The 19,658-nt window shown below is 66.1% G+C and carries 21 protein-coding genes and 2 tRNA genes; 17 read left to right on the plus strand and 6 right to left on the minus strand.

The window, feature by feature from the left end:
• Nucleotides 1–34: 34 nt before the first annotated feature.
• Genes yidD through rpmH form a run of 3 tightly spaced genes read right to left on the minus strand, consistent with a single transcriptional unit; the run spans nucleotide 35 to nucleotide 836 of the window.
• The gene (gene yidD, locus ATL42_RS13040) at nucleotides 35–331 is read right to left on the minus strand and encodes a membrane protein insertion efficiency factor YidD (RefSeq protein WP_098455724.1); all 297 of its coding nucleotides are present in this window, start codon (nucleotides 329–331) and stop codon (nucleotides 35–37) included.
• Nucleotides 328–693 carry a ribonuclease P protein component gene (gene rnpA / locus ATL42_RS13045; protein WP_098455725.1) on the minus strand — a complete coding sequence of 122 codons (366 nt, stop codon included), beginning with the start codon at nucleotides 691–693 and terminating at the stop codon, nucleotides 328–330. The genes yidD and rnpA overlap by 4 nt, the downstream gene beginning before the upstream one ends.
• Before the next feature lie 5 nt (nucleotides 694–698).
• Nucleotides 699–836 (minus strand): 50S ribosomal protein L34, encoded by a 138-nt coding sequence (gene rpmH, locus ATL42_RS13050; protein WP_191783193.1) that lies wholly within the window; start codon nucleotides 834–836, stop codon nucleotides 699–701.
• Between the two features lie 472 nt (nucleotides 837–1,308).
• Here rpmH and dnaA point away from each other — a divergent pair, with 472 nt between their 5' ends.
• From dnaA to ATL42_RS13100, 11 genes are all read left to right on the plus strand, one after another.
• On the plus strand, nucleotides 1,309–2,775 hold the full coding sequence (gene dnaA, locus ATL42_RS13055) for a chromosomal replication initiator protein DnaA (RefSeq protein ID WP_098455727.1): 1,467 nt from the start codon (nucleotides 1,309–1,311) through the stop codon (nucleotides 2,773–2,775).
• Between the two features lie 574 nt (nucleotides 2,776–3,349).
• Entirely contained in the window at nucleotides 3,350–4,480 is a 1,131-nt protein-coding gene (gene dnaN / locus ATL42_RS13060) for a DNA polymerase III subunit beta (protein ID WP_098455728.1), read from the plus strand.
• Between the two features lie 21 nt (nucleotides 4,481–4,501).
• Nucleotides 4,502–5,398: a phosphogluconate dehydrogenase (NAD(+)-dependent, decarboxylating) gene (gene gnd, locus ATL42_RS13065; RefSeq protein WP_098455729.1), complete on the plus strand. Its 897-nt coding sequence runs from the start codon at nucleotides 4,502–4,504 to the stop codon at nucleotides 5,396–5,398.
• Between the two features lie 86 nt (nucleotides 5,399–5,484).
• Nucleotides 5,485–6,750, plus strand: a complete 1,266-nt coding sequence (gene recF / locus ATL42_RS13070; protein ID WP_098455730.1) for a DNA replication/repair protein RecF — start codon at nucleotides 5,485–5,487, stop codon at nucleotides 6,748–6,750.
• Between the two features lie 76 nt (nucleotides 6,751–6,826).
• A complete protein-coding gene (locus ATL42_RS13075) occupies nucleotides 6,827–7,402 on the plus strand; it encodes a DciA family protein (protein ID WP_098456565.1) in 576 nt (191 codons plus the stop codon).
• A gap of 295 nt (nucleotides 7,403–7,697) precedes the next feature.
• A complete protein-coding gene (gene gyrB, locus ATL42_RS13080) occupies nucleotides 7,698–9,713 on the plus strand; it encodes a DNA topoisomerase (ATP-hydrolyzing) subunit B (protein WP_245862787.1) in 2,016 nt (671 codons plus the stop codon).
• An 82-nt stretch (nucleotides 9,714–9,795) separates the two neighbouring features.
• On the plus strand, nucleotides 9,796–12,417 hold the full coding sequence (gene gyrA / locus ATL42_RS13085; protein WP_211281823.1) for a DNA gyrase subunit A: 2,622 nt from the start codon (nucleotides 9,796–9,798) through the stop codon (nucleotides 12,415–12,417).
• Nucleotides 12,414–13,127, plus strand: a complete 714-nt coding sequence (locus tag ATL42_RS13090) for a DUF3566 domain-containing protein (protein ID WP_169925433.1) — start codon at nucleotides 12,414–12,416, stop codon at nucleotides 13,125–13,127. The genes gyrA and ATL42_RS13090 overlap by 4 nt, the downstream gene beginning before the upstream one ends.
• A gap of 127 nt (nucleotides 13,128–13,254) precedes the next feature.
• A tRNA-Ile gene (locus ATL42_RS13095) sits at nucleotides 13,255–13,328 on the plus strand.
• A 27-nt stretch (nucleotides 13,329–13,355) separates the two neighbouring features.
• Nucleotides 13,356–13,475, plus strand: a complete 120-nt coding sequence (locus tag ATL42_RS16575; protein ID WP_211281824.1) for a DLW-39 family protein — start codon at nucleotides 13,356–13,358, stop codon at nucleotides 13,473–13,475.
• Between the two features lie 52 nt (nucleotides 13,476–13,527).
• Nucleotides 13,528–13,600: transfer RNA gene (locus ATL42_RS13100), tRNA-Ala, on the plus strand.
• Between the two features lie 20 nt (nucleotides 13,601–13,620).
• Here the strand turns inward: ATL42_RS13100 and ATL42_RS13105 are convergent.
• Complete coding sequence (locus ATL42_RS13105; RefSeq protein WP_098455732.1) at nucleotides 13,621–14,223, minus strand: GNAT family N-acetyltransferase; 603 nt, start codon at nucleotides 14,221–14,223, stop codon at nucleotides 13,621–13,623.
• Nucleotides 14,224–14,235: 12 nt separating this feature from the next.
• Complete coding sequence (locus ATL42_RS13110) at nucleotides 14,236–15,270, minus strand: hypothetical protein (protein ID WP_098455733.1); 1,035 nt, start codon at nucleotides 15,268–15,270, stop codon at nucleotides 14,236–14,238.
• 125 nt (nucleotides 15,271–15,395) lie between these two features.
• Between ATL42_RS13110 and ATL42_RS13115 the strand changes: the two genes are divergently transcribed.
• Complete coding sequence (locus ATL42_RS13115; RefSeq protein WP_098455734.1) at nucleotides 15,396–15,935, plus strand: peptidylprolyl isomerase; 540 nt, start codon at nucleotides 15,396–15,398, stop codon at nucleotides 15,933–15,935.
• Nucleotides 15,936–15,945: 10 nt separating this feature from the next.
• Nucleotides 15,946–16,785 (plus strand): rhomboid family intramembrane serine protease, encoded by an 840-nt coding sequence (locus ATL42_RS13120; RefSeq protein WP_098455735.1) that lies wholly within the window; start codon nucleotides 15,946–15,948, stop codon nucleotides 16,783–16,785.
• 121 nt (nucleotides 16,786–16,906) lie between these two features.
• On the opposite strand, the gene ATL42_RS13125 is transcribed toward ATL42_RS13120, so the two are convergent.
• On the minus strand, nucleotides 16,907–17,236 hold the full coding sequence (locus tag ATL42_RS13125) for a cell division protein CrgA (protein WP_098455736.1): 330 nt from the start codon (nucleotides 17,234–17,236) through the stop codon (nucleotides 16,907–16,909).
• A 93-nt stretch (nucleotides 17,237–17,329) separates the two neighbouring features.
• Here ATL42_RS13125 and ATL42_RS13130 point away from each other — a divergent pair, with 93 nt between their 5' ends.
• From ATL42_RS13130 to ATL42_RS13140, 4 genes are read left to right on the plus strand one after another with little or no spacing between them, the layout of a single operon-like run.
• Entirely contained in the window at nucleotides 17,330–18,082 is a 753-nt protein-coding gene (locus tag ATL42_RS13130) for a DUF881 domain-containing protein (RefSeq protein WP_098455737.1), read from the plus strand.
• A gap of 22 nt (nucleotides 18,083–18,104) precedes the next feature.
• A complete protein-coding gene (locus tag ATL42_RS13135) occupies nucleotides 18,105–18,860 on the plus strand; it encodes a class E sortase (RefSeq protein WP_245862548.1) in 756 nt (251 codons plus the stop codon).
• Nucleotides 18,860–19,024, plus strand: coding sequence for a hypothetical protein (locus tag ATL42_RS16495; protein ID WP_169925434.1), 165 nt, complete (start codon nucleotides 18,860–18,862; stop codon nucleotides 19,022–19,024). Before ATL42_RS13135 ends, ATL42_RS16495 begins: the two co-directional genes overlap by 1 nt.
• Nucleotides 19,021–19,656 carry an aminodeoxychorismate/anthranilate synthase component II gene (locus tag ATL42_RS13140; protein WP_098455738.1) on the plus strand — a complete coding sequence of 212 codons (636 nt, stop codon included), beginning with the start codon at nucleotides 19,021–19,023 and terminating at the stop codon, nucleotides 19,654–19,656. The genes ATL42_RS16495 and ATL42_RS13140 overlap by 4 nt, the downstream gene beginning before the upstream one ends.
• Nucleotides 19,657–19,658: the final 2 nt, after the last annotated feature.

Below are 19,658 nucleotides of genomic sequence, written 5' to 3' on the forward strand. Positions count from 1 at the left end.
GTGAACCATCGGAGGAGTTCTCCGACGGCGGGGTCTAGTGGGTCGAGCTCGGTCGTGGGGTCGGTTCGGGGACGTCGTCGACTCCCCCGGGATTCCACGGGTTGCACCTGATCAACCGATGAGCAGCCAACCACGTTCCCTTGAGCGCACCGTGCTTCTCGACAGCCGTGATCGCGTAGCTGGAGCAGGACGGGTAGAACCGGCAGCGAGGCCCTGACAAGGGAGACACGAACCGTTGATACACGCGGGCCGCTGCGACGAGCGCTCGCACGCCAGGGCCGCGGCCTGCGGTCGGCACCGGGACGTCCTCATGGGACGACTCGGTGCTCATCCTGCAGCCAGGCGATCGTCGCGACGTCGGAGACCGCGGCGAAGACACGACAGGTAGTCCGCCTCGAGCTGGGAGAAGTCGGCCTTCGCAGCGTCGGGAAGAGATCTCACGACGACGCGTGCCTGCACCGGAACCTCCGCAAGGTGGTTCGCGACGATGGCTCTCATCCGACGCTTGACCTTGTTCCGCACTACAGCGTTGCCAACCGCTTTGGATACAACAAAACCGACCAGTGGCACTTTCACGTCGTCTGGTGACTCTACGAGATGAAAGACCATGGTCGATTTTCCTGTGCGCACGCCCCTGCGCACCGCCCGTTCGAAGTCGTCGGGGCGGCGCATGCGATGCGCCGCTGGAAGCACCGAGCTCAGGCAGAGAGCTCGGTACGACCCTTACGGCGGCGAGCTGCGAGGATCGCGCGACCGGCACGGGTGCGCATCCGCAGTCGGAAACCGTGGGTCTTCGCACGACGCCGGTTGTTCGGCTGGAAGGTCCGCTTAGTCACGAGGTGCTCCAAAAACGTTGAGGAAGCGCGTCCACGATGGACGCGCGTGTCGCCATCCCTGATCGGGGCACAGAAGGCATGCAGAAGCGAGGGGAATGGCTGTAAAACGGTACGTTGCAGAGGGCCTGCTGGTCAAACTGACGACGAGGCCGCCCCTGATGGCTCGTAAGTCTTGTCCCCATAGTCGTCCCCATGCTGTGGACAAGTGCCCCCAGACAGCGAGCCTACCGGACCTCTGAAGGAGGGGTCCACGAGGAGCCGCGCACCCTCGTACGCTGCCCGCACCGCAGATCTCACGCTGTTCCCACCGTCCACACGCTGGACCCACAGGCTGTGGAAAACTATGTGGATGACCGACCCGCGTGGGAGACTTCACAACCGGTCGAAGGCTGTCGGGGGACCCTTCACAGGCGTCGACCAGAGCCCTTCTCGCGTCCTACCGTCCGAGCAAGTTCACCCACAGGAAGTCCACGTGGCACACCAAGACGACAACATCGGCGCGATCTGGAAGCAGGCCATCGCGGAGCTCGAGGCGAGCCCGGACATCACGCCGAGGCAGCTGGCGTTCGTCAAGCTCGCCAAACCGCTCGGCCTCTTCGACGGAACCGTCATCATCGCCGTCGCGAACGACCACACCCGCGACTACCTCGAGACCCGGGTCCGGACCGAGGTGGTCCAAGCGCTCTCGAACGCTCTCGGCCGCGACGCCCGCTTCGCGATCACCGTCGACCCGGAGCTCGGCTTCGACCAAGAGTCTGCGATCTCGGCGGTCGTCACCCAGCCGCCACCGGAACCGGTCGACTTCACCGCGCGCATCGAGTCGCCAGAGCACACCGACATGTCTCGACGGCGGGCCTCCTTCAGCACCAGCTCGTCGCGCGCCTCGTCGAAGAGCGAGGTCGAGCCGGCACACCTCAATCCCAAGTACCTCTTCGAGACCTTCGTCATCGGGTCGTCGAACAGGTTCGCGCACGCAGCGGCGGTAGCCGTCGCCGAGGCGCCCGCCAAGGCGTACAACCCTCTCTTCATCTACGGGGACTCGGGGCTCGGCAAGACGCACCTCCTCCACGCCATCGGCCACTACGCGTACAACCTCTACCCGGGCGTCCGCGTGAAGTACGTCAACTCGGAAGAGTTCACCAACGACTTCATCAACTCGATCCGTGACGACAAGGCTGGCGGCTTCCAGCGTCGGTACCGCGAGGTCGACTTCCTCCTCATCGACGACATCCAGTTCCTGCAGGGCAAGGAACAGACGATGGAGGAGTTCTTCCACACCTTCAACACGCTCCACAACTCCAACAAGCAGGTCGTCATCACCTCCGACCTCCCGCCCAAGCAGCTCAACGGCTTCGAGGACCGCCTCCGCTCACGCTTCGAGTGGGGCCTCATCACCGACGTCCAGCCTCCGGACCTCGAGACCCGCATCGCGATCCTGCGCAAGAAGGCCGGCGGTGAGCGCCTCGCAGCACCGGACGACGTCCTGTCCTACATCGCCTCGAAGATTTCGTCGAACATCCGAGAGCTCGAGGGAGCTCTCATCCGCGTGACGGCCTTCGCGAACCTCAACCGGCAGCAGGTCGACCTGGCCCTGGCAGAGATCGTCCTCAAGGACCTCATCACGGACGACGACGCCTCGCAGATCACCGCCGGGAGCGTGATCGCCCAGACGTCCGCCTACTTCGGTCTGACGATCGACGACCTGTGCGGCAGCTCTCGGTCCCGGGTTCTCGTCACCGCGCGCCAGATCGCGATGTACCTCTGCCGAGAGCTCACCGACCTCTCTCTGCCGAAGATCGGCCAGCAGTTCGGAGGACGGGACCACACGACCGTCATGCACGCGAACAGGAAGATCACCAGCCAGATGGCGGAGCGCCGATCGACCTTCAACCAGGTGACGGAGCTGACGAGCCGCATCAAACAGCAGCACAGGGGCTGATCTCCGGTAGCGCGCAGGTGACCTGGAGGTGTCCGAGAGACGACTGTGGGCCAAATATTCACACGTGTGGACAGACCTGTGGACAGCGGTGGACGAAGGCCCCAAAACCTGTGCACACAGAAGTCGAATCTGTGGACGGGCTGGGGACCAAAAACGGTTGTCCACACAGCGCCTAGTTCATCCACAGGTAACCCCACCGTCCACACACAGGCAGAAAGTGCCTCTCACCTGCGCAGACAGCGGTTCTCCACAGTATCCACAAGTGCTACTACTACGACTACAGATCTATCCAGGAGAAATCCACACGCCTTCATCAGGGTTCCGAGGAACTTTTCGGGCCGCCCTCGGGACAGGGCGACAAGACCAGCACGGAAGGTCGCCGGTGACCCTGCACTCGCGTAGTGTTCAACCACGCTGCACCGTGTCGCTGCCCCGAGGAGCCCTTGACCGATGATCGATCGACGATCTCTGGTCGTGCAGCACACAGATCGGCTCGCACCGCCTACGGTGATCTCGAGCAAGAGTGCGGACCGACGTGGGACTCTGCCGCAGGCAGACCAAGAAGGGGTGTGGGATGAAGTTCCGGGTTGAGCGTGACGTTCTTGCGGAAGCTGTGACCTGGACCGCTCGGACTCTCCCGACGCGTCCACCAGCCCCCGTCTTGGCCGGAGTGAAGATCGAGGCGAGCGCTGACGGTGTGCTCGGCCTCTCGAGCTTCGACTACGAGGTCTCTGCCAGGTCAGAGATTCCTGCCGAGGTGACGGAGCCTGGAACCGTCCTCGTCTCCGGACGCCTGCTCGCAGAGATCTCACGATCGCTCCCCGGAAAGCCCGTCGACTTCAGCGTCGAGGGCAGCAAGGTCACGGTGGTGTGCGGCGCGAGCCGTTTCACGCTGCTGACGATGCCCGTCGAGGACTACCCCACGTTGCCGACCATGCCGGACATCGCCGGGACGGTGGCTGGTGACGAGCTCACCCACGCGGTCGCCCAGGTGACCGTCGCTGCCAGCCGTGACGACACCCTTCCGCTCCTCACGGGCGTCCGTGTCGAGATCGAGGGTGAGCGCATCACGCTCCTCGCGACCGACAGGTACCGGCTCGCGCTCCGGGAGATGACCTGGAAGCCGGCGTCACCCGACTTCTCGACCGTCGCGCTCGTCCGAGCACGGACGCTGTCCGACGCCGCCAAGTCGCTCGGTGGGAGCGGCAGCGTGAACGTCGCGCTCTCGACCGGGGCGGGTGTCGACCTCGTCGGTTTCGAGGCCGGCGGACGCCACACGACGTCGCTCCTCATCGATGGCGACTACCCCCACGTGCGTCGGCTCTTCCCCGACGAGACGCCCATCCACGCGGTCGTCTCGACGCAAGGGCTCATCAACGCGTCGAAGCGTGTCGCGCTCGTCGCAGAGCGGAACACCTCGATCCGTCTGAGCTTCACCGAGGGCCAGGTCGTCCTCGACGCAGGTCAGGGAGACGACGCACAGGCGTCGGAGGCGCTCGAGGCGGTGCTCGTCGGTGAGGACATCTCGGTGGCGTTCAACCCCCAGTTCCTGCTCGACGGGCTCGGCGCGCTCGGTACGGACTTCACGCGTCTGAGCTTCACGCACCCCAACAAGCCTGTGGAGTTCACGGGCCAGAGCACGCTGGAGGGCGAGGACAGCTCGCACTACCGGTACCTCTTGGTCCCCATCCGTTTCGCAAACTGACACCGACGAGGGGAATCAACCGTGCGCATCGGTCTGGTGGGTCTTGGCAAGATGGGTGCGAACATGCGCACCCGCCTCCGTGCACACGACGTCGAGGTCGTCGGTTTCGACAGGAACCCCGACGTCTCTGACGTCGCATCGCTCGATGACCTGGTCGCTGCCCTGCCGGCAGGGCAGCGGTTCGTCTGGGTCATGGTCCCCGCGGGCGGTCCCACCCGCGACGTGCTGGCGCAGCTGGCCACCTTGCTGGCTCCTGGCGATGTCGTCATCGAGGGAGGCAACACGCACTACGTCGAGGACGCAGAGCGTGCAGCGACGTTCGCGGAGCACAGCATCGGCTACCTCGACGTCGGCGTCTCAGGTGGCGTGTGGGGTCTCGAGAACGGGTACGGCCTCATGGTGGGCGGAGACGCCGCGACCGTCGAGCGTGCGCTGCCGATCTTCGACGCGCTGCGACCCGAAGGACCGCGGGACGAGGGGTTCGTCCACGCTGGGGCAGCCGGCGCAGGGCACTACACGAAGATGGTGCACAACGGCATCGAGTACGGCCTCATGCAGGCATACGCAGAGGGCTACGAGCTGCTCGACGCCAAGGACATCGTCACGGACGTCCCGGGCACGCTCAAGGCCTGGTCACGGGGCACTGTCGTCCGGTCGTGGCTGCTCGAGCTGCTCGTCAAGGCGCTCGAGGAAGATCCCGAGCTTGCCGATATCAGCGACTGGGTCGAGGACTCGGGTGAGGGCCGGTGGACCGTCGACGAGGCGATCGACGCCGCGATACCACTCCCTGTCATCTCCGCCGCTCTCTTTGCACGGTTCTCTTCCCGTCAGGGCGCGTCGCCTGCCATGAAGGCAGTCGCCGCTCTCCGCCACCAGTTCGGTGGTCACGACGTTCGTCCGTCCTCCCCAGGAGCCTGAGGCTCTCGTCGCAGGAGGGGCACCACGCGGTGCACGCGCGATGTTCCACGTGAAACACGACCCGTCCGGGTAGATCTGTAGGTCTCATGTTCGTCTCCCACCTCTCGTTGCTCGACTTCCGCTCGTACGACCAGGTGGATGTCGAGCTCAGCCCCGGCGTCAATGCGCTCGTCGGTCCGAACGGGCAGGGCAAGACGAACCTCGTGGAGGCGATCGGGTACGTCGCGACGCTCGGCAGCCACCGTGTGTCCTCGGACGCGGCGCTGGTCCGGGCGGGTGCCACGCGAGCCGTGGTGCGTTCGCGCATCGTGCGCGGCGATCGCGCGAGCGTCGTCGAGATCGAGATCACGCCGGGCAAGGCGAACCGAGCACGTCTGAACAAGTCCCCGGTCCAGCGTCCGCGAGACATCCTCGGGATCGCACGGACGGTGCTCTTCGCGCCCGAAGACCTCGTGCTCGTCAAGGGGGACCCCGATGCTCGACGTCGCTACCTCGACGAGCTCACGGTGCTTCTCGTGCCCCGGATGGCCGGCACGCTGGCCGACTACGACCGGGTCCTGCGCCAACGCAGCGCACTGCTGAAGTCGGCTGGAGCCGCACGACGGTCGGCGTCGGCGCCCGACCTGCGCACCCTCGACGTGTGGGACGCAAAGCTCGCGCACATCGGTGCGCGGATCATCGTCTTGCGGCAGAGCCTCGTCGAGGCGCTCCGTCCGCACGCCAGCACCGCGTACGAGCAGGTGAGCTCCGGGCAGGGCCATGCAGAGATCGGGTACAAGTCCTCGCTCGAAGCGACCGAGTCCCAGCAGGATGGAAGCCAGCAGGACGGAAGCCAGAGAGACCCGTTGGAGACGGCAGCCACCGCTGGCGGAACGAGCCTTGCTGAGTCGCACGAGCGTGTCGAGGCGCGGATGATCGATGCCATGGGGCGGCTCAGGGCGAAGGAGATCGAGCGTGGTGTGTGCCTCGTCGGTCCCCACCGCGACGACCTCGTCCTCACTCTCGGTGGCTTGCCTGCGAAGGGCTACGCGAGCCACGGCGAGTCGTGGTCGTTCGCCCTCGCACTGAGGCTGGCGTCGTATCGGCTCCTCACCGACGGGCCGGACGTCCCTGACGGGGCCAGTCAGGATGACGCCTTCTGGTTCGCCGAGTCTGGCCCGGACACCGAGCCGGTCCTCATCCTCGACGACGTCTTCGCCGAGCTCGACAACCGGCGTCGGGCACGGCTCGCGGATCTTGTCGCCGGTGCCGGACAGGTGCTCATCACTGCCGCCGTCCCCGAGGACATCCCCGAACAGCTGGTCGGCGCGCGGCTGGACGTCTCTGACGGTCGTGTCACCCGTGCCGACTGACCGTCGTCGGTCCGTACCGACCGGGGGCGGTCGGCCGGAAGACCCCGCCCGCACCACGACCTCGCCAGCTGTGCCGATGCCGTCGGCGGCAGACGAAGAGCGGACCCCTGACGATCTCCCCCGAGCTACCGAAGGGGTTCCCGTCAGCGAGCTGATCAGCCTGACGCCCCCCGGCGACGTGGCACGCCAGGCGCTCAACCGTGCCCGCGCGGCCGCCCGGGCCAAGGGGCTGTACCCAGGTGCACAGAGCCGACGGATCCTCGCAGAGCCTCGGCGCAGCGGTCCGGGCAAGGACGGTCGTGACCCGAAGCTCTTCGCCGAGACGCTCGCGGCCCTGCTCCAGCAGCGCGGCTGGGTTCAGGAGGTCTCCGTGGGTGGGGTGATCGGCCGCTGGCGTGAGGTCGTCGGCAACGACGTGGCGGACCACTGCACGCCGGAGACGTTCGAGGACGACGCGCTCGTCGTCCGTGCCGACTCCACCGCCTGGGCGACGCAGATCCGGCTCCTCATCCCACGGTTGCTGGAGCTCATGGAGAAGGAGGTCGGGAAGGACGTCGTCCAGACGATCACCGTCCTCGGTCCGGTCGGCCCGGGATTTGGCAGGGGCCCGCGCTCGGTGCGCGGACGAGGTGCGCGAGACACCTATGGGTGACTCGAGAGGGGGCGCCGGGAGCGGCTCGGAGGTCTGTTCCGACCGATCTGGACGGAAGGCGAGAGAATGTGCCGCAAACCTGTGCGTGAACCTGTGGAAATCTCGTGTGAATCCCCGAGTTTCCGCTACTTTCCGGTAGACTTGAGCAGTCATTCCGGGCGCTCTTCGCGGTCGGGAAATGAGCAGCCCACCCGCTGCCGCCCAGGCCCCGATTCATCGTCCCCTGTGCTGAGTGCGGTGAGCTGCAGGAGGACTAGGAGCACCACCCGCCGTGGCAGAACTCAACAACGACGCCATTCCCGAGTCGATCGCACACATCGGCGACACGAATGACGGAAGTTACGACGCCAGCGACATCACAGTCCTCGAAGGTCTCGAAGCAGTTCGCAAGCGCCCCGGAATGTACATCGGGTCGACCGGCGCACGCGGTCTTCATCACCTCGTGTACGAGGTTGTGGATAACTCTGTGGACGAAGCCCTCGCGGGGCACTGCGACCACATCGAGGTCACGCTCCTCCAGGACGGCGGCGTCCGTGTCGTCGACAACGGTCGAGGCATCCCTGTCGACATCGTCAAGAGCGAGGGCAAGCCGGCGGTCGAGGTCGTCCTCACGGTCCTCCACGCAGGCGGAAAGTTCGGTGGCAGCGGCTACGCGGTCTCCGGTGGTCTCCACGGCGTCGGCGTGTCCGTCGTCAATGCGCTCTCGCACCGCCTCGACATCCAGGTGCGACGTCAGGGCAGCATCTGGTCGCAGGAGTACGCCGACGGCGTGCCCCAGGCTCCCCTCGCACAGGGCGCCGAGACGTCAGAGACCGGCACCACGGTGACCTTCTGGGCGAGCCCGGTGACGTTCGAGACGACGGAATACGACTTCGAGACGCTCCGTGCACGTTTCCAGCAGATGGCCTTCCTCAACAAGGGCCTCCAGATCTCGCTCACCGACGAGCGTCCTGAGCACAGCGACACCGACGACGAGGTCACGGGAGACGGCGCCGTCCCGGCCGAGTTCCGCGCGGTCACGTACAAGTACGACAACGGCCTGCTCGACTACGTCGCTCACCTGAACTCGGCGAAGAAGGTCGAGGTGGTCCACCCCGAGATCATCGCTTTCGAGTCCGAAGACCTGGACCGACGCATCTCCCTCGAGATCGCCATGCAGTGGACCAACGCATACTCCGAGTCGGTCCACACGTACGCCAACACGATCTCCACGACGGAGGGCGGAACGCACGAAGAGGGCTTCCGCGCGGCGATGACCGGGCTCATCAACAGGTATGCCCGCACGAAGGGCATCATCAAAGAGAAGGACGAGAACCTCACGGGCGACGACATCCGTGAGGGACTCACCGCGGTCATCTCGATCAAGCTCGGCGAGCCCCAGTTCGAGGGCCAGACGAAGACGAAGCTCGGCAACACAGAGGCAAAGACCTTTGTGCAGTCGGTCGTCAACGAGCGGCTGGGCGACTGGCTCGACTCCCACCCGATCGAGGCGAAGGACATCATCCGCAAGGCGATCCAGGCATCGCAGGCGCGCATGGCGGCTCGCAAGGCTCGAGAGGCCACGCGTCGCAAGGGACTCCTGGAGTCGGGCGGCATGCCTGGAAAGCTTCGAGACTGCCAGTCCAACAAGCCGCAGGAGTGCGAGGTCTACATCGTCGAGGGCGACTCGGCAGGCGGCTCGGCCGTCCGTGGTCGCAATCCTCGGACGCAGGCGATCTTGCCGATCCGCGGAAAGATCCTCAACGTCGAGCGGGCGCGGCTCGACCGGGCTCTGGGCAACCAAGAGGTGCAGGCCCTCATCACGGCGTTCGGGACGGGCATCGGCGAGGAGTTCGACATCGCGAAGCTCCGCTACCACAAGATCGTCCTCATGGCGGATGCCGACGTCGACGGCCAGCACATCTGCACGCTTCTCCTGACCCTCCTGTTCCGGTACATGCGACCGCTCATCGAGCACGGGATGGTCTACCTCGCTCAGCCGCCGCTCTACCGCATCAAGTGGTCGAACGCGGACCACGACTACGTCTACTCCGACCGCCAGCGCGACGAGATGATCGTCGCCGGCCAGGCTGCCGGCAAGCGGATCCCCAAGGACAACGGGATCCAGCGGTACAAGGGACTGGGTGAGATGGACTACTCAGAGCTCTGGGACACGACCATGGACCCTGAGAACCGCACCCTCCTCCAGGTCACCCTCGACGACGCTGCGGCGGCGGACGAGACCTTCTCCATCCTCATGGGCGAAGACGTGGAGTCACGACGCAACTTCATCCAACGCAACGCCAAGGACGTGAGGTTCCTGGACATCTGACGGTCGGCGGAGCGAGACCGCTCCCCCGCCCCAGCACCAGGGACCATCATGGCGAACGCGCCGGAAACGAACGAGGAAGAACTTGACTGACGACCTGACACCCGAAGAGAACGCACCTGAGCAGCCGGCCTGGACCGGCACGGCGATCGCGCACGGCAACATCGAGCGCGTCGACCTCCAGCTCGAGATGCAGCGCTCATACCTCGACTATGCGATGAGCGTCATCGTCGGGCGAGCCCTGCCAGACGTTCGCGACGGGCTCAAGCCCGTGCACCGCCGCGTCATGTACGCGATGTACGACGGCGGCTACCGGCCCGACCGCGCGTTCTCGAAGTGCAGCCGCGTCGTCGGCGACGTCATGGGCAAGTACCACCCGCATGGTGACACCGCGATCTACGACGCGCTCGTGAGGCTCGTCCAAGACTGGTCGATGCGGTACCCGCTCGCTGCAGGCCAGGGCAACTTCGGCTCCCCCGGAAACGACCCGGCCGCGGCACCGCGATACACGGAGACCCGCATGGCGCCCATCGCCATGGAGATGGTCCGGGACATCGACAAGGACACCGTCGACTTCCAGGACAACTACGACGGTCGCACGCAGGAGCCGGCCGTTCTTCCGTCACGGTTCCCGAACCTGCTGGTCAACGGCTCGTCGGGCATCGCGGTCGGTATGGCGACGAACATCCCGCCGCACAACCTGCGTGAGGTCGCCGACGGCGTGCGGTGGTACCTCGACAACCCCGACGCGACCCGTGAGGAGCTCCTCGAGGCGCTCATCGCGCGGATCAAGGGACCGGACTTCCCGACCGGCGCGACGATCCTCGGACGGCGTGGCATCGAGGACGCGTACCGGACGGGGCGCGGCTCGATCGCCCAGCGTGCGGTGGTCAACGTCGAAGAGATCCAGAACCGGATCTGCCTCGTCATCACCGAGCTTCCGTACCAGGTGAACCCGGACAGCCTCGCGCTGAAGATCGCTGACCTCGTCAAAGAGGGTCGCATGCAAGGCATCGCGGACATCCGCGACGAGACCTCGGGACGGACAGGTCAGCGCCTCGTCGTCGTGCTCAAGCGCGACGCCGTCGCGAAGGTGGTTCTCAACAACCTCTACAAGCACACGCAGCTGCAGGACAACTTCAGTGCGAACATGCTCGCGCTCGTCGACGGGGTGCCGCGCACGCTGAGCATCGACGCGTTCGTCCGGCACTGGACCGTCCACCAGCTCGAGGTGATCGTCCGGCGCACCGCGTACCTGCTGCGCGAGGCCGAGTCGAGGATCCACATCTTCCGCGGCTACCTCAAGGCGCTCGACGCGCTCGACGAGGTCATCGCTCTCATCCGTCGGTCCCCCGACGCCGACCGTGCTCGCAGCGGACTCATGGAGCTCCTCGCGATCGACGAGGTGCAGGCGACAGCGATCCTCAACATGCAGCTGCGGCGGCTCGCGGCCCTCCAACGCCAGGAGATCATCGAGGAGCACGACAAGCTCGAGCGCGAGATCCTCGAGTACCAGGACATCCTCGCCAAGCCCGACCGCCAGCGCACGATCGTTGCTGAGGAGCTCGACGAGATCGTCGCGAAGTACGGTGACGAGCGCCGCACGACGATCGTGCCCTTCGACGGCGAGGTCTCGATGGAAGACCTCATCGCCGAGGAAGAGGTCGTCGTCACGATCACGCGCGGCGGATACGTCAAGCGCACACGCAGCGACAGCTACCGCGCACAGAAGCGTGGCGGCAAGGGCGTGCGTGGCGCTCAGCTGCGCGAGGACGACATCGTCGACCACTTCTTCGTCACGACGACGCACCAATGGCTGCTCTTCTTCACGAACCTCGGGCGCGTCTACCGTGCCAAGGCGTACGAGCTGCCCGAGGGCGGCCGTGATGCCAAGGGACAGCACGTCGCGAACCTGCTCGCCTTCCAGCCGGGCGAGAAGATCGCCCAGGTCCTCGACCTGCGCACCTACGACGCTGCGGAGTACCTCGTCCTCGCGACCCGTCGCGGGCTCGTGAAGAAGACGCGCCTGTCGGAGTACGATTCCAACCGCACCGGCGGCGTCATCGCGATCAACCTGCGCGAGGACGACGAGGGGCTGTCCGACGAGCTCGTCTCTGCGCGTCTCGTCGACGCGACAGACGACCTCATCCTCGTCTCGCGCAAGGGACAGTCGATCCGTTTCACAGCGAGCGACGAAGCGATGCGGCCGCTCGGCCGGGCGACGTCCGGTGTGACGGGCATGAAGTTCCGCGAGGACGACGAGCTCCTCGCCATGGACGTCGTGCGAGACGACGCCGACCTGTTCGTCGTGACCGAGGGCGGTTTCGCGAAGCGGACACGGATCAGCGAGTACCGCGTGCAGGGCCGTGGTGGGCTCGGCATCAAGGTCGCGAACCTCGTCGAGGTCCGTGGTGACCTTGTCGGAGCGCTCGTCACCGACGAGGATGACGAGGTGCTCGTCATCATGGAGCGAGGAAAGATCGTGCGCTCGGCGGTCAGCGGAGTGAACCAGACCAGGCGCAACACCCAGGGTGTGACCTTCGCAAAGCCGGACAAGAATGATCGAATCATCGCGGTGGCGCGTAACGTGGAGCGCAATCTTGGTGACGATCTCGAGATGTCCGAGCGTGGTGCGGACACTGAGAACGACCCTGAGATCGAGATCGACACCACCATCGAGACCGTAGAGCCCGAGGAGAAGGCATGACCCGCGACACCACGGAGCAGCCCGCCGCACGGCCCACCACCAGCACGAGCGCGCCCGCGAAGAAGCCCGCCGGGAATCCAGCAGGGAAGCCCGCCGGGATGCCAGCAGGTAAGCCGGCGGGGGCGCCGTCGAGCAAGCCGGCCGGGGCCCCAGCCGGGAAGCCTGGTCTTCCTCCGGTCCCTCGACCGGCACCTGGGAGCTCGCGCGACCTGTCGACTCCAGCGGACGGCACACCTGCTGTCAAGCCTGCGACCGGTGCTGGCGCTCCCCCGACCATCAGCCCCGCCTCGGCGCGCTCAGCGACATCGACCGGTGCACGCCCCCCGGAGAGGAAGCCGGCGGCCGGTCCTCGTCGTGTGAGGCTCGCGGTGTCGCGTGTCGACCCCTGGTCGGTCATGAAGCTGGCGTTCCTGCTGTCGATCGGCATCGGGATCATGATCGTCGTCGCATCGGTGGTCTTCTGGTTGGTTCTGGACGGACTCCACGTCTTCACCGAGGTGAACGACATGGTCGTGACCATCTTGGGCGAAGACGCGACGCAGACGGACATCCTCCAGTACGTCGAGCTCCAGCGGTTCGTGTCGTTGGCGACGATCATCGCCATCGTGGACGTGGTGCTCCTCACAGCACTGTCGACGATCGGCGCATTCCTGTACAACGTGGTCGCGGCGCTCGTCGGCGGAGTTCACCTCACGCTCACAGACGAGTAGAGTCGGCCACTGCGCACGATCTTTATGTCGTGGACGGTCCCCACCTTTTCAGTTTGGGTGGGAGACAGTCCGTGAGGTAAGGTCAAGCGCTGCACCAGCACAGGTCCTCGGGCCTGCTGGTGTGCAGGGGCCTTTAGCTCAGGCGGTTAGAGCGCTTCGCTGATAACGAAGAGGTCGGAGGTTCAAGTCCTCCAAGGCCCACTGCCGGAACCCATCGAGGGGGAACGTATGAAGAAGTTGTTGTTCGTGATCATCACCGCGCTGGTCGGTTACGCCGTCTGGCGCAGGTGCACGGAAGACGACATCGAGCGTGACCTCTGGGCAGAAGTGACCGACACCTTCGAGTGATCGGTTGGGTCCGGACCAGACGTTGACTGCGTGCACTGCACGCCGTCGATGAGGGGCCATGGCGCAATTGGTAGCGCACCTGCTTTGCAAGCAGGGGGTTAGGGGTTCGAGTCCCCTTGGCTCCACACATGACGACGATCTGCGATCAGCAGGTCGTCGTCTGTCGTATCCCGCCAGTCGTCGCAGTGCGCTCGAGGATCGTCTCGCGGCCTCCCTCGACGGCACGCTCCCCGACCTGGACGAAGCCGAACCCGCCCACGGTCGCAAAGGACGCGGTGTTCGTGGTGTTGATCGATGCACGGACCCGGTGCACGTCCGGAGCGAGGTGCACCTCGTCCAGGAGAGCCCCGACGATCGCCCGCCCATAGCCTCGTCGACGCCAGGCAGGGTCGACCGAGTAGCCGATCTCGGCCATGCCCTCCCGTGGAGGTCCATGGAAGCCAGCATGACCGATGACCGTCCCCTCAGGGGTGACTGCGGCGCAGGCGAGCCACCGGGCCTGCGCCGCAGCGTCCAGATCGGCTGCGACAGTCAGCTGCCACACCCAGAGCGCACGATCGACCATGACGAACTCGGAGAGCGGGAGGCCGCAGTCCCGCAGAGCGGACGGCGCATCACCGTCTGCCAGCGCCTGGATGGTCTCGATCCGCAGGTGCACCAGGGTGACGACGCACAGAGGAGCCTGGTCCGTCTGGACCAGGCTCCTCTGTGTCGCGCGCGCCGATGACCGGTGCGCGGCTGGGTGCATCGGTGTGTGCTTCTACTTGGTGGTGTCCGTGTCGCCGAGCGTCGAGTCGGTGGTGTCAGCCGTCTCGTCGACCTTGTGCTTCGCACCCTCCGCCGCGTCACGTGCAGCGTCGGCAGAGGAGTCGATGGCCTCGTCGACGGCTGGCGCGGCCGCGTCGACCTTGCTCTTGGCCGTGGCACGCGTACGGGTCGATGCCTTCTTCGCTGTCGCCTTGGCCTCCGTGATCTTGTCGGACACCTTCTCCGACAGCTCTTCGACGGAGTCTGCGACCTTGCCCGAGACCTCACGGCTCTTCGCGACAGCAGCACCGGCCGCCTCGCCGACAGCCTCGGCTGCGTCACCGACGGCGACCTTGGCGTCGTCCACGACCTCGTCGAACGAGTGCGCGTCGACCTTCTCCCAGGGCTCAGCCCAGGGGTCGGTCGTCGGCTGGGACTTCTTCCACAGGACGTAGGCGCCTCCGGCGGCAGCGACACCCCCGACGATCCACCAGCCCTTGCCAGACTTCTTGCTGTGCTTCTCGGCAGCCTTGGCTGCTGCGGCAAGCTTCAAGGGTCCGCGCTCCGACGCTGCTGCGATCGAGTCGGCGAGGTGGGTCGCTCCGGACGAGGTCTTGGTCCCCGCGACGGCGACGCCCGCGACAGCCGCGTCAGCAGCAGTCTCGGCTGCGGCGTTCAGCGCTGCCACGAACTTCGGGAGGATCTCGTCGACCAGCTTGTCGTGAGCCGAGTCGATCACCGGTGCGGCCTTCTCGGCGGCCTTCTCGACGCGAGGCGCGGTGGCCTTGAGCGTCTCGTTCCATGCTTGCTCGAACCGGGGCGTGACCCACTCGACGAAGGCCTCGACCTTCGGGGTGCTCCAGTCCTTCGCCTGGACCGCAGCCTCGCGCGCCTGGCCAGCAAAGACCGCAGCCGCGTCGCCGGCGTGGTGCGCTCCGTCCGAGAAAGCTGCGACGGCGTCGGACGCCTGCCCCTTGATCTTCTCGGAGTCGATCTTGTCGATCTTCCCGCCCGCGTTCCGGGCGAGCTTCTTGATTCCGTCAGACATACGTTCTCCCAGGGGGTAGAGGGGATGCACCTGAACCCACTCTGCCACTTGTCGACACTCGACGCAGCAGAACGCGACGTGCGGGCAGCAGTGTCACGGGCAGGAACCCGTGAAAGAATGACGTCATGTTCGCAACCCTCCACACCACTGCTGGTGACATCCGTATCGAGCTGTTTCCCTTCCACGCTCCGAAGACGGTCGAGAACTTCACTGGTCTCGCATCGGGTACGAAGCCCTGGACGGACCCGAAGACGGGCGCCGAGCGCTCCGAGCCGTTCTACGACGGCCTCATCTTCCACCGCGTGATCCCCGGATTCATGATCCAGGGCGGCTGCCCGCTCGGAACCGGGACCGGTGACCCGGGATACAAGTTCAACGACGAGATCCACCCCGAGCTGACCTTCTCCAAGCCCTACATCCTCGCGATGGCCAACGCTGGCACGCGTCGCAACTCGATCACCGGTGAGCCGGAAGGCACGAACGGTTCGCAGTTCTTCATCTCCGTCGCGGCCACGCCGTGGCTCAACGGCAAGCACACCATCTTCGGTGAGGTTGCCGACGATGCGGGCCGTGCCGTCGTCGATGCGGTCGCCGCAGCCGCGACCCGTCCTGGAGACCGTCCGGTCGAGGACATCACGATCACCTCTGTCACGATCGAGGACTGACTCTCCCTCGATGTCCGTCCCTGCGAGCCAGCCGCCGGTCTGCCCTCGACACCCTGACCGCATCAGCTATGTGCGGTGCCAGCGGTGCGGGCGGCCGGCGTGCCCGGAGTGCGTGGTCCAGGCGCCTGTCGGGGTGCAGTGCGTCGACTGCGTGCGCGAGGCGAAGGCGGCAGCCCGTCCGGCCCGGACGGTGCTCGGAGCGCCGGTCCGGACAGGACGACCCGTCGTCACCCTGACATTCATCGGGCTGTGCGCCGTGAGCTATGTGCTCCAGCTCGTCGTCGGGTGGTCAGACTGGACGAGCAGGTGGGCCTTTGCGCCCGCGTTCGGCGACGTGGAGCCGTGGCGGTTCCTCACGTCGGCGTTCATGCACTCGGACCAGCCGCTGCACATCCTCATGAACATGTACGCCCTGTGGATCGTGGGACCGGACCTCGAGCGGATGCTCGGCCGGCTCCGGTTCGCCGCCCTCTACCTGCTGTCCGCTCTCGGCGGCAGCGTCGCGGTGCTCCTGCTCGCCGACCCTACGACCGTGTCGTGGTACACCGGGACGGTCGGTGCGTCCGGTGCGGTGTTCGGGCTCTTCGGAGCGATCCTCGTCGTCCTGCGGCGGATCGGACGTGATGCCCGAGCGGTGCTCGTGATCATCGGGCTGAACTTCGCCATCGGTTTCTTCGTGCCGAACATCTCGTGGCAGGGTCACCTCGGCGGAGTCGTCACCGGCACGATCCTCGGGGCGCTCTATGCGTTCGCCCCGCCTTCGCGCAGGCGCGTCGTCGGGATCGGCGGCACCGTCCTCGTCGCTGTCGTGCTCGTGGTGTGCGCGGTCGTGAGGTACGGAACTCTCTGAGGGAATGACATCCGTGTAGTTATCCACAGATGGGGATAACCTTGTGTATCAACCGAGGCGCGCACAGGCGGGATTCGACGGAAGGTCCCTGACAGGTGCCGTCTCGCGCGCTGCGGTCGAGCTACTTCCAGCGGGTAGAGAGCCCAAAACCGACAAGGATGAAGGCGAACCCGACGGCGATGTTCCACTGGCCGATCGGTGGGATCGGCAAGCGCAGACCACCTGATGTCAGGTAGAACGTCACGACCCACAGGACACCGACGACAAAGAGCGTGAGCATCGTCGGGACGAGCCAGCGGGGGTTCCCGACCGTCTGCTTCTTGGGCTGGGCGACCTTGGCAGGCCGCGCACCCTTGGAGGACTTGCCCGGCTTGGGCGGTGTGACGGGTTTGCCGGACGCGCTCGGCGTCTGAGACTCTTCAGCCTTCTTGGACGGCTTCGATTCGGGCACGGCGACGGGCTCCTGTCGATGGGATGGCGACGTATTCTCGACTAGCCTAGTGGCAGCGTCGACTGACGTCAGACACCTCGGACGGTTGGGACCATGGCGCGACAGACGCACGGTAGGAGAGGCCCGCTCCGGGCAAGCTTCTCGGCTGCGCTCGTGCTGTTCCTCTCCGGGCTCTTGTTCGTTGCGAACGCGCGCCTCACGAGCGGTGAAGAGGCACGGCACCCGGAGAACTTCGGAGAGCTCGTCGAGCAGGAGAGCGAGCGAGGGGACGCCCTCTTCGCCAAGGTGGAGAGCCTGCGGCTGAGCGTCCAGGAGCTCACGGTCCTCGCGGACGCACAACCTACCCGCGTCTCTCCTGAGATCGACGTACGCTCAGGGATCTCGACCGGCCTCGCTGCGGTCTCCGGCCCGGGGCTGAGCGTCTCCCTCCAGGACGCACCAGCGAGCCGCATCCAGCCTGACAACATCACGCCGGACGATCTCGTGGTTCACCAGCAGGACCTCGAAGGCGTGATCAACGCCCTGTGGGCTGGTGGTGCGGAGGCGATGACGCTCGCTGGGCAGCGTGTCACGACGCTCTCGGCGTTCAGGTGCGTCGGGAACGTCCTCTCGCTCCATGGCCGCGTCTACTCACCCCCCTACGTGGTCCAGGTCATCGGTGACCCGGTCGCTCTCATGGACGCGCTCGATGCCTCGGTCCCTGTCAGCCTCTATCGCGAGTACGTCGAGTACGTCGGGCTCGGGTGGGAGGTTCAGACCCTCGACACGGTGGACCTTCCCGCATACGAGGGTGCACTCAACCTAGAGTTCGCCTCGGTCCCCGAGGGCACGGAGATCTACCGGTGAACCGACGAACGGAGAGTCCCAGGTGAGGCACGCCCGTAGGAGGAAGGCGAAGCCCCACATCGCGCTGCGCATCACCGGGGTCGTGGGCGAGCTGATGATCACGCTCGGCCTTCTCGTCGGGCTCTTCGTCACCTGGCAGCTGTGGTGGACCGACGTCCAGGCCGGACGGATCCAGGCGCAGCAGCTCGAGAGCCTCGACTGGGTCGAGCCTCCGACGACGATCGTGGCAGCCGAAGACACCTCGGACGAGCCACCGCCCCCTGTCGTGGCCCCGGCGGTGGGCGAGACCTTCGCCAGCATCTATGTCCCACGCTTCGGCAGCGACTACGAGGTGACGATCGCCGAGGGCATCGGGAAGAAGCAGGTCCTGGACACCGGGGCGATCGGGCACTACCCCGACACCGTGATGCCGGGCGCGCTCGGAAACTTCTCCGTCGCTGGCCACCGGACGACCTACGGCAAGCCGCTCCACCTCATCGCGGACCTCCAGCCCGGCGACCCCATCGTGGTGCGCACCGCGGACACGTGGTACGTCTACGAGGTCACGGAGTCGCTCATCGTCAATCCGGACCAGATCGAGGTCATCGCACCGGTTCCCGGCCTCCTGGCAGGCGAACCGATACCTGATCTCACCGAGCGTTACATCACCTTGACGAGCTGTCACCCGATGTACTCCGCGAAAGAGCGGTACATCGTCCATGGCACGTTGACCTCCTGGATGCCGGTCTCTCAAGGCACCCCCAGCGCTCTCGCTCCCGCAGCCGAAGGTGGGCAATGATGTACGGACTTCTCTGGCGGCTTCTCCCTGGACCTGCCTGGCTGCGGGTCGTGATGCTGGTCGTGCTCGCTGTCGCTGCGGTGATGGTGTGCTTCGAGTGGCTCTTCCCGGCCGTGGCCGACTACATGCCCTTCAACGAACAGACTGTGGGTGAAGCCCGATGACTCGGATTCTCGTCGTCGACAACTACGACTCGTTCGTCTACACGATCGTCGGATATCTCAACCAGCTCGGTGCCGAGACGGACGTGGTACGCAACGATGCTGTCCCGAGCGCCGACGAGCGCGCCGGCTACGACGGCGTGCTCGTCTCCCCCGGCCCCGGTAGTCCGGCAGGTGCGGGCGAGAGCCTCCAGGTGATCCGGGACTGTGGCACAGCCGGCGTCCCGATGCTCGGGGTGTGCCTGGGCCACCAGGCCCTCGGAGAGGCGTACGGGGCCACCGTGACGCACGCGCCCGAGCTCATGCACGGCAAGACGAGCGAGGTCGAGCACGAGGACCGTGGTGTGCTCACTGGACTCCCCCACCCGTTCACGGCCACCCGCTACCACTCGCTCGCTGTCGTGACCGGGACGGTGCCCGACGAGCTCGAGGTCACGGCCGAGGCGATGACGCCGAACGGTCGGCTCATCATGGGCCTGCAGCACCGAGAGCTGCCGCTCTACGGGGTGCAGTTCCACCCAGAGTCTGTTCTCACCGAAGGCGGTCACCGGCTGCTGGCGAACTGGCTCGAGGTCTGCGGTGCCGCTGACGCTGTCGAGCGGTCTGAGGGACTGGCGCCGCTCATCCGACGCTGACG

This window comes from Sanguibacter antarcticus (genome assembly GCF_002564005.1).
Classification (GTDB): Bacteria; Actinomycetota; Actinomycetes; order Actinomycetales; family Cellulomonadaceae; genus Sanguibacter; species Sanguibacter antarcticus.

Coding starts and splice junctions, on each gene's coding strand:
- yidD (WP_098455724.1), bottom strand. CDS start 331: ATGAGCACCGAGTCGTCCCATGAGGACGTCCCGGTGCCGACCGCAGGC.
- dnaN (WP_098455728.1), top strand. CDS start 3,350: ATGAAGTTCCGGGTTGAGCGTGACGTTCTTGCGGAAGCTGTGACCTGG.
- recF (WP_098455730.1), top strand. CDS start 5,485: ATGTTCGTCTCCCACCTCTCGTTGCTCGACTTCCGCTCGTACGACCAG.
- ATL42_RS13075 (WP_098456565.1), top strand. CDS start 6,827: ATGCCGTCGGCGGCAGACGAAGAGCGGACCCCTGACGATCTCCCCCGA.
- ATL42_RS13090 (WP_169925433.1), top strand. CDS start 12,414: ATGACCCGCGACACCACGGAGCAGCCCGCCGCACGGCCCACCACCAGC.
- ATL42_RS16575 (WP_211281824.1), top strand. CDS start 13,356: ATGAAGAAGTTGTTGTTCGTGATCATCACCGCGCTGGTCGGTTACGCC.
- ATL42_RS13105 (WP_098455732.1), bottom strand. CDS start 14,223: ATGCACCCAGCCGCGCACCGGTCATCGGCGCGCGCGACACAGAGGAGC.
- ATL42_RS13110 (WP_098455733.1), bottom strand. CDS start 15,270: ATGTCTGACGGAATCAAGAAGCTCGCCCGGAACGCGGGCGGGAAGATC.
- ATL42_RS13115 (WP_098455734.1), top strand. CDS start 15,396: ATGTTCGCAACCCTCCACACCACTGCTGGTGACATCCGTATCGAGCTG.
- ATL42_RS13120 (WP_098455735.1), top strand. CDS start 15,946: ATGTCCGTCCCTGCGAGCCAGCCGCCGGTCTGCCCTCGACACCCTGAC.
- ATL42_RS13130 (WP_098455737.1), top strand. CDS start 17,330: ATGGCGCGACAGACGCACGGTAGGAGAGGCCCGCTCCGGGCAAGCTTC.
- ATL42_RS16495 (WP_169925434.1), top strand. CDS start 18,860: ATGTACGGACTTCTCTGGCGGCTTCTCCCTGGACCTGCCTGGCTGCGG.
- ATL42_RS13140 (WP_098455738.1), top strand. CDS start 19,021: ATGACTCGGATTCTCGTCGTCGACAACTACGACTCGTTCGTCTACACG.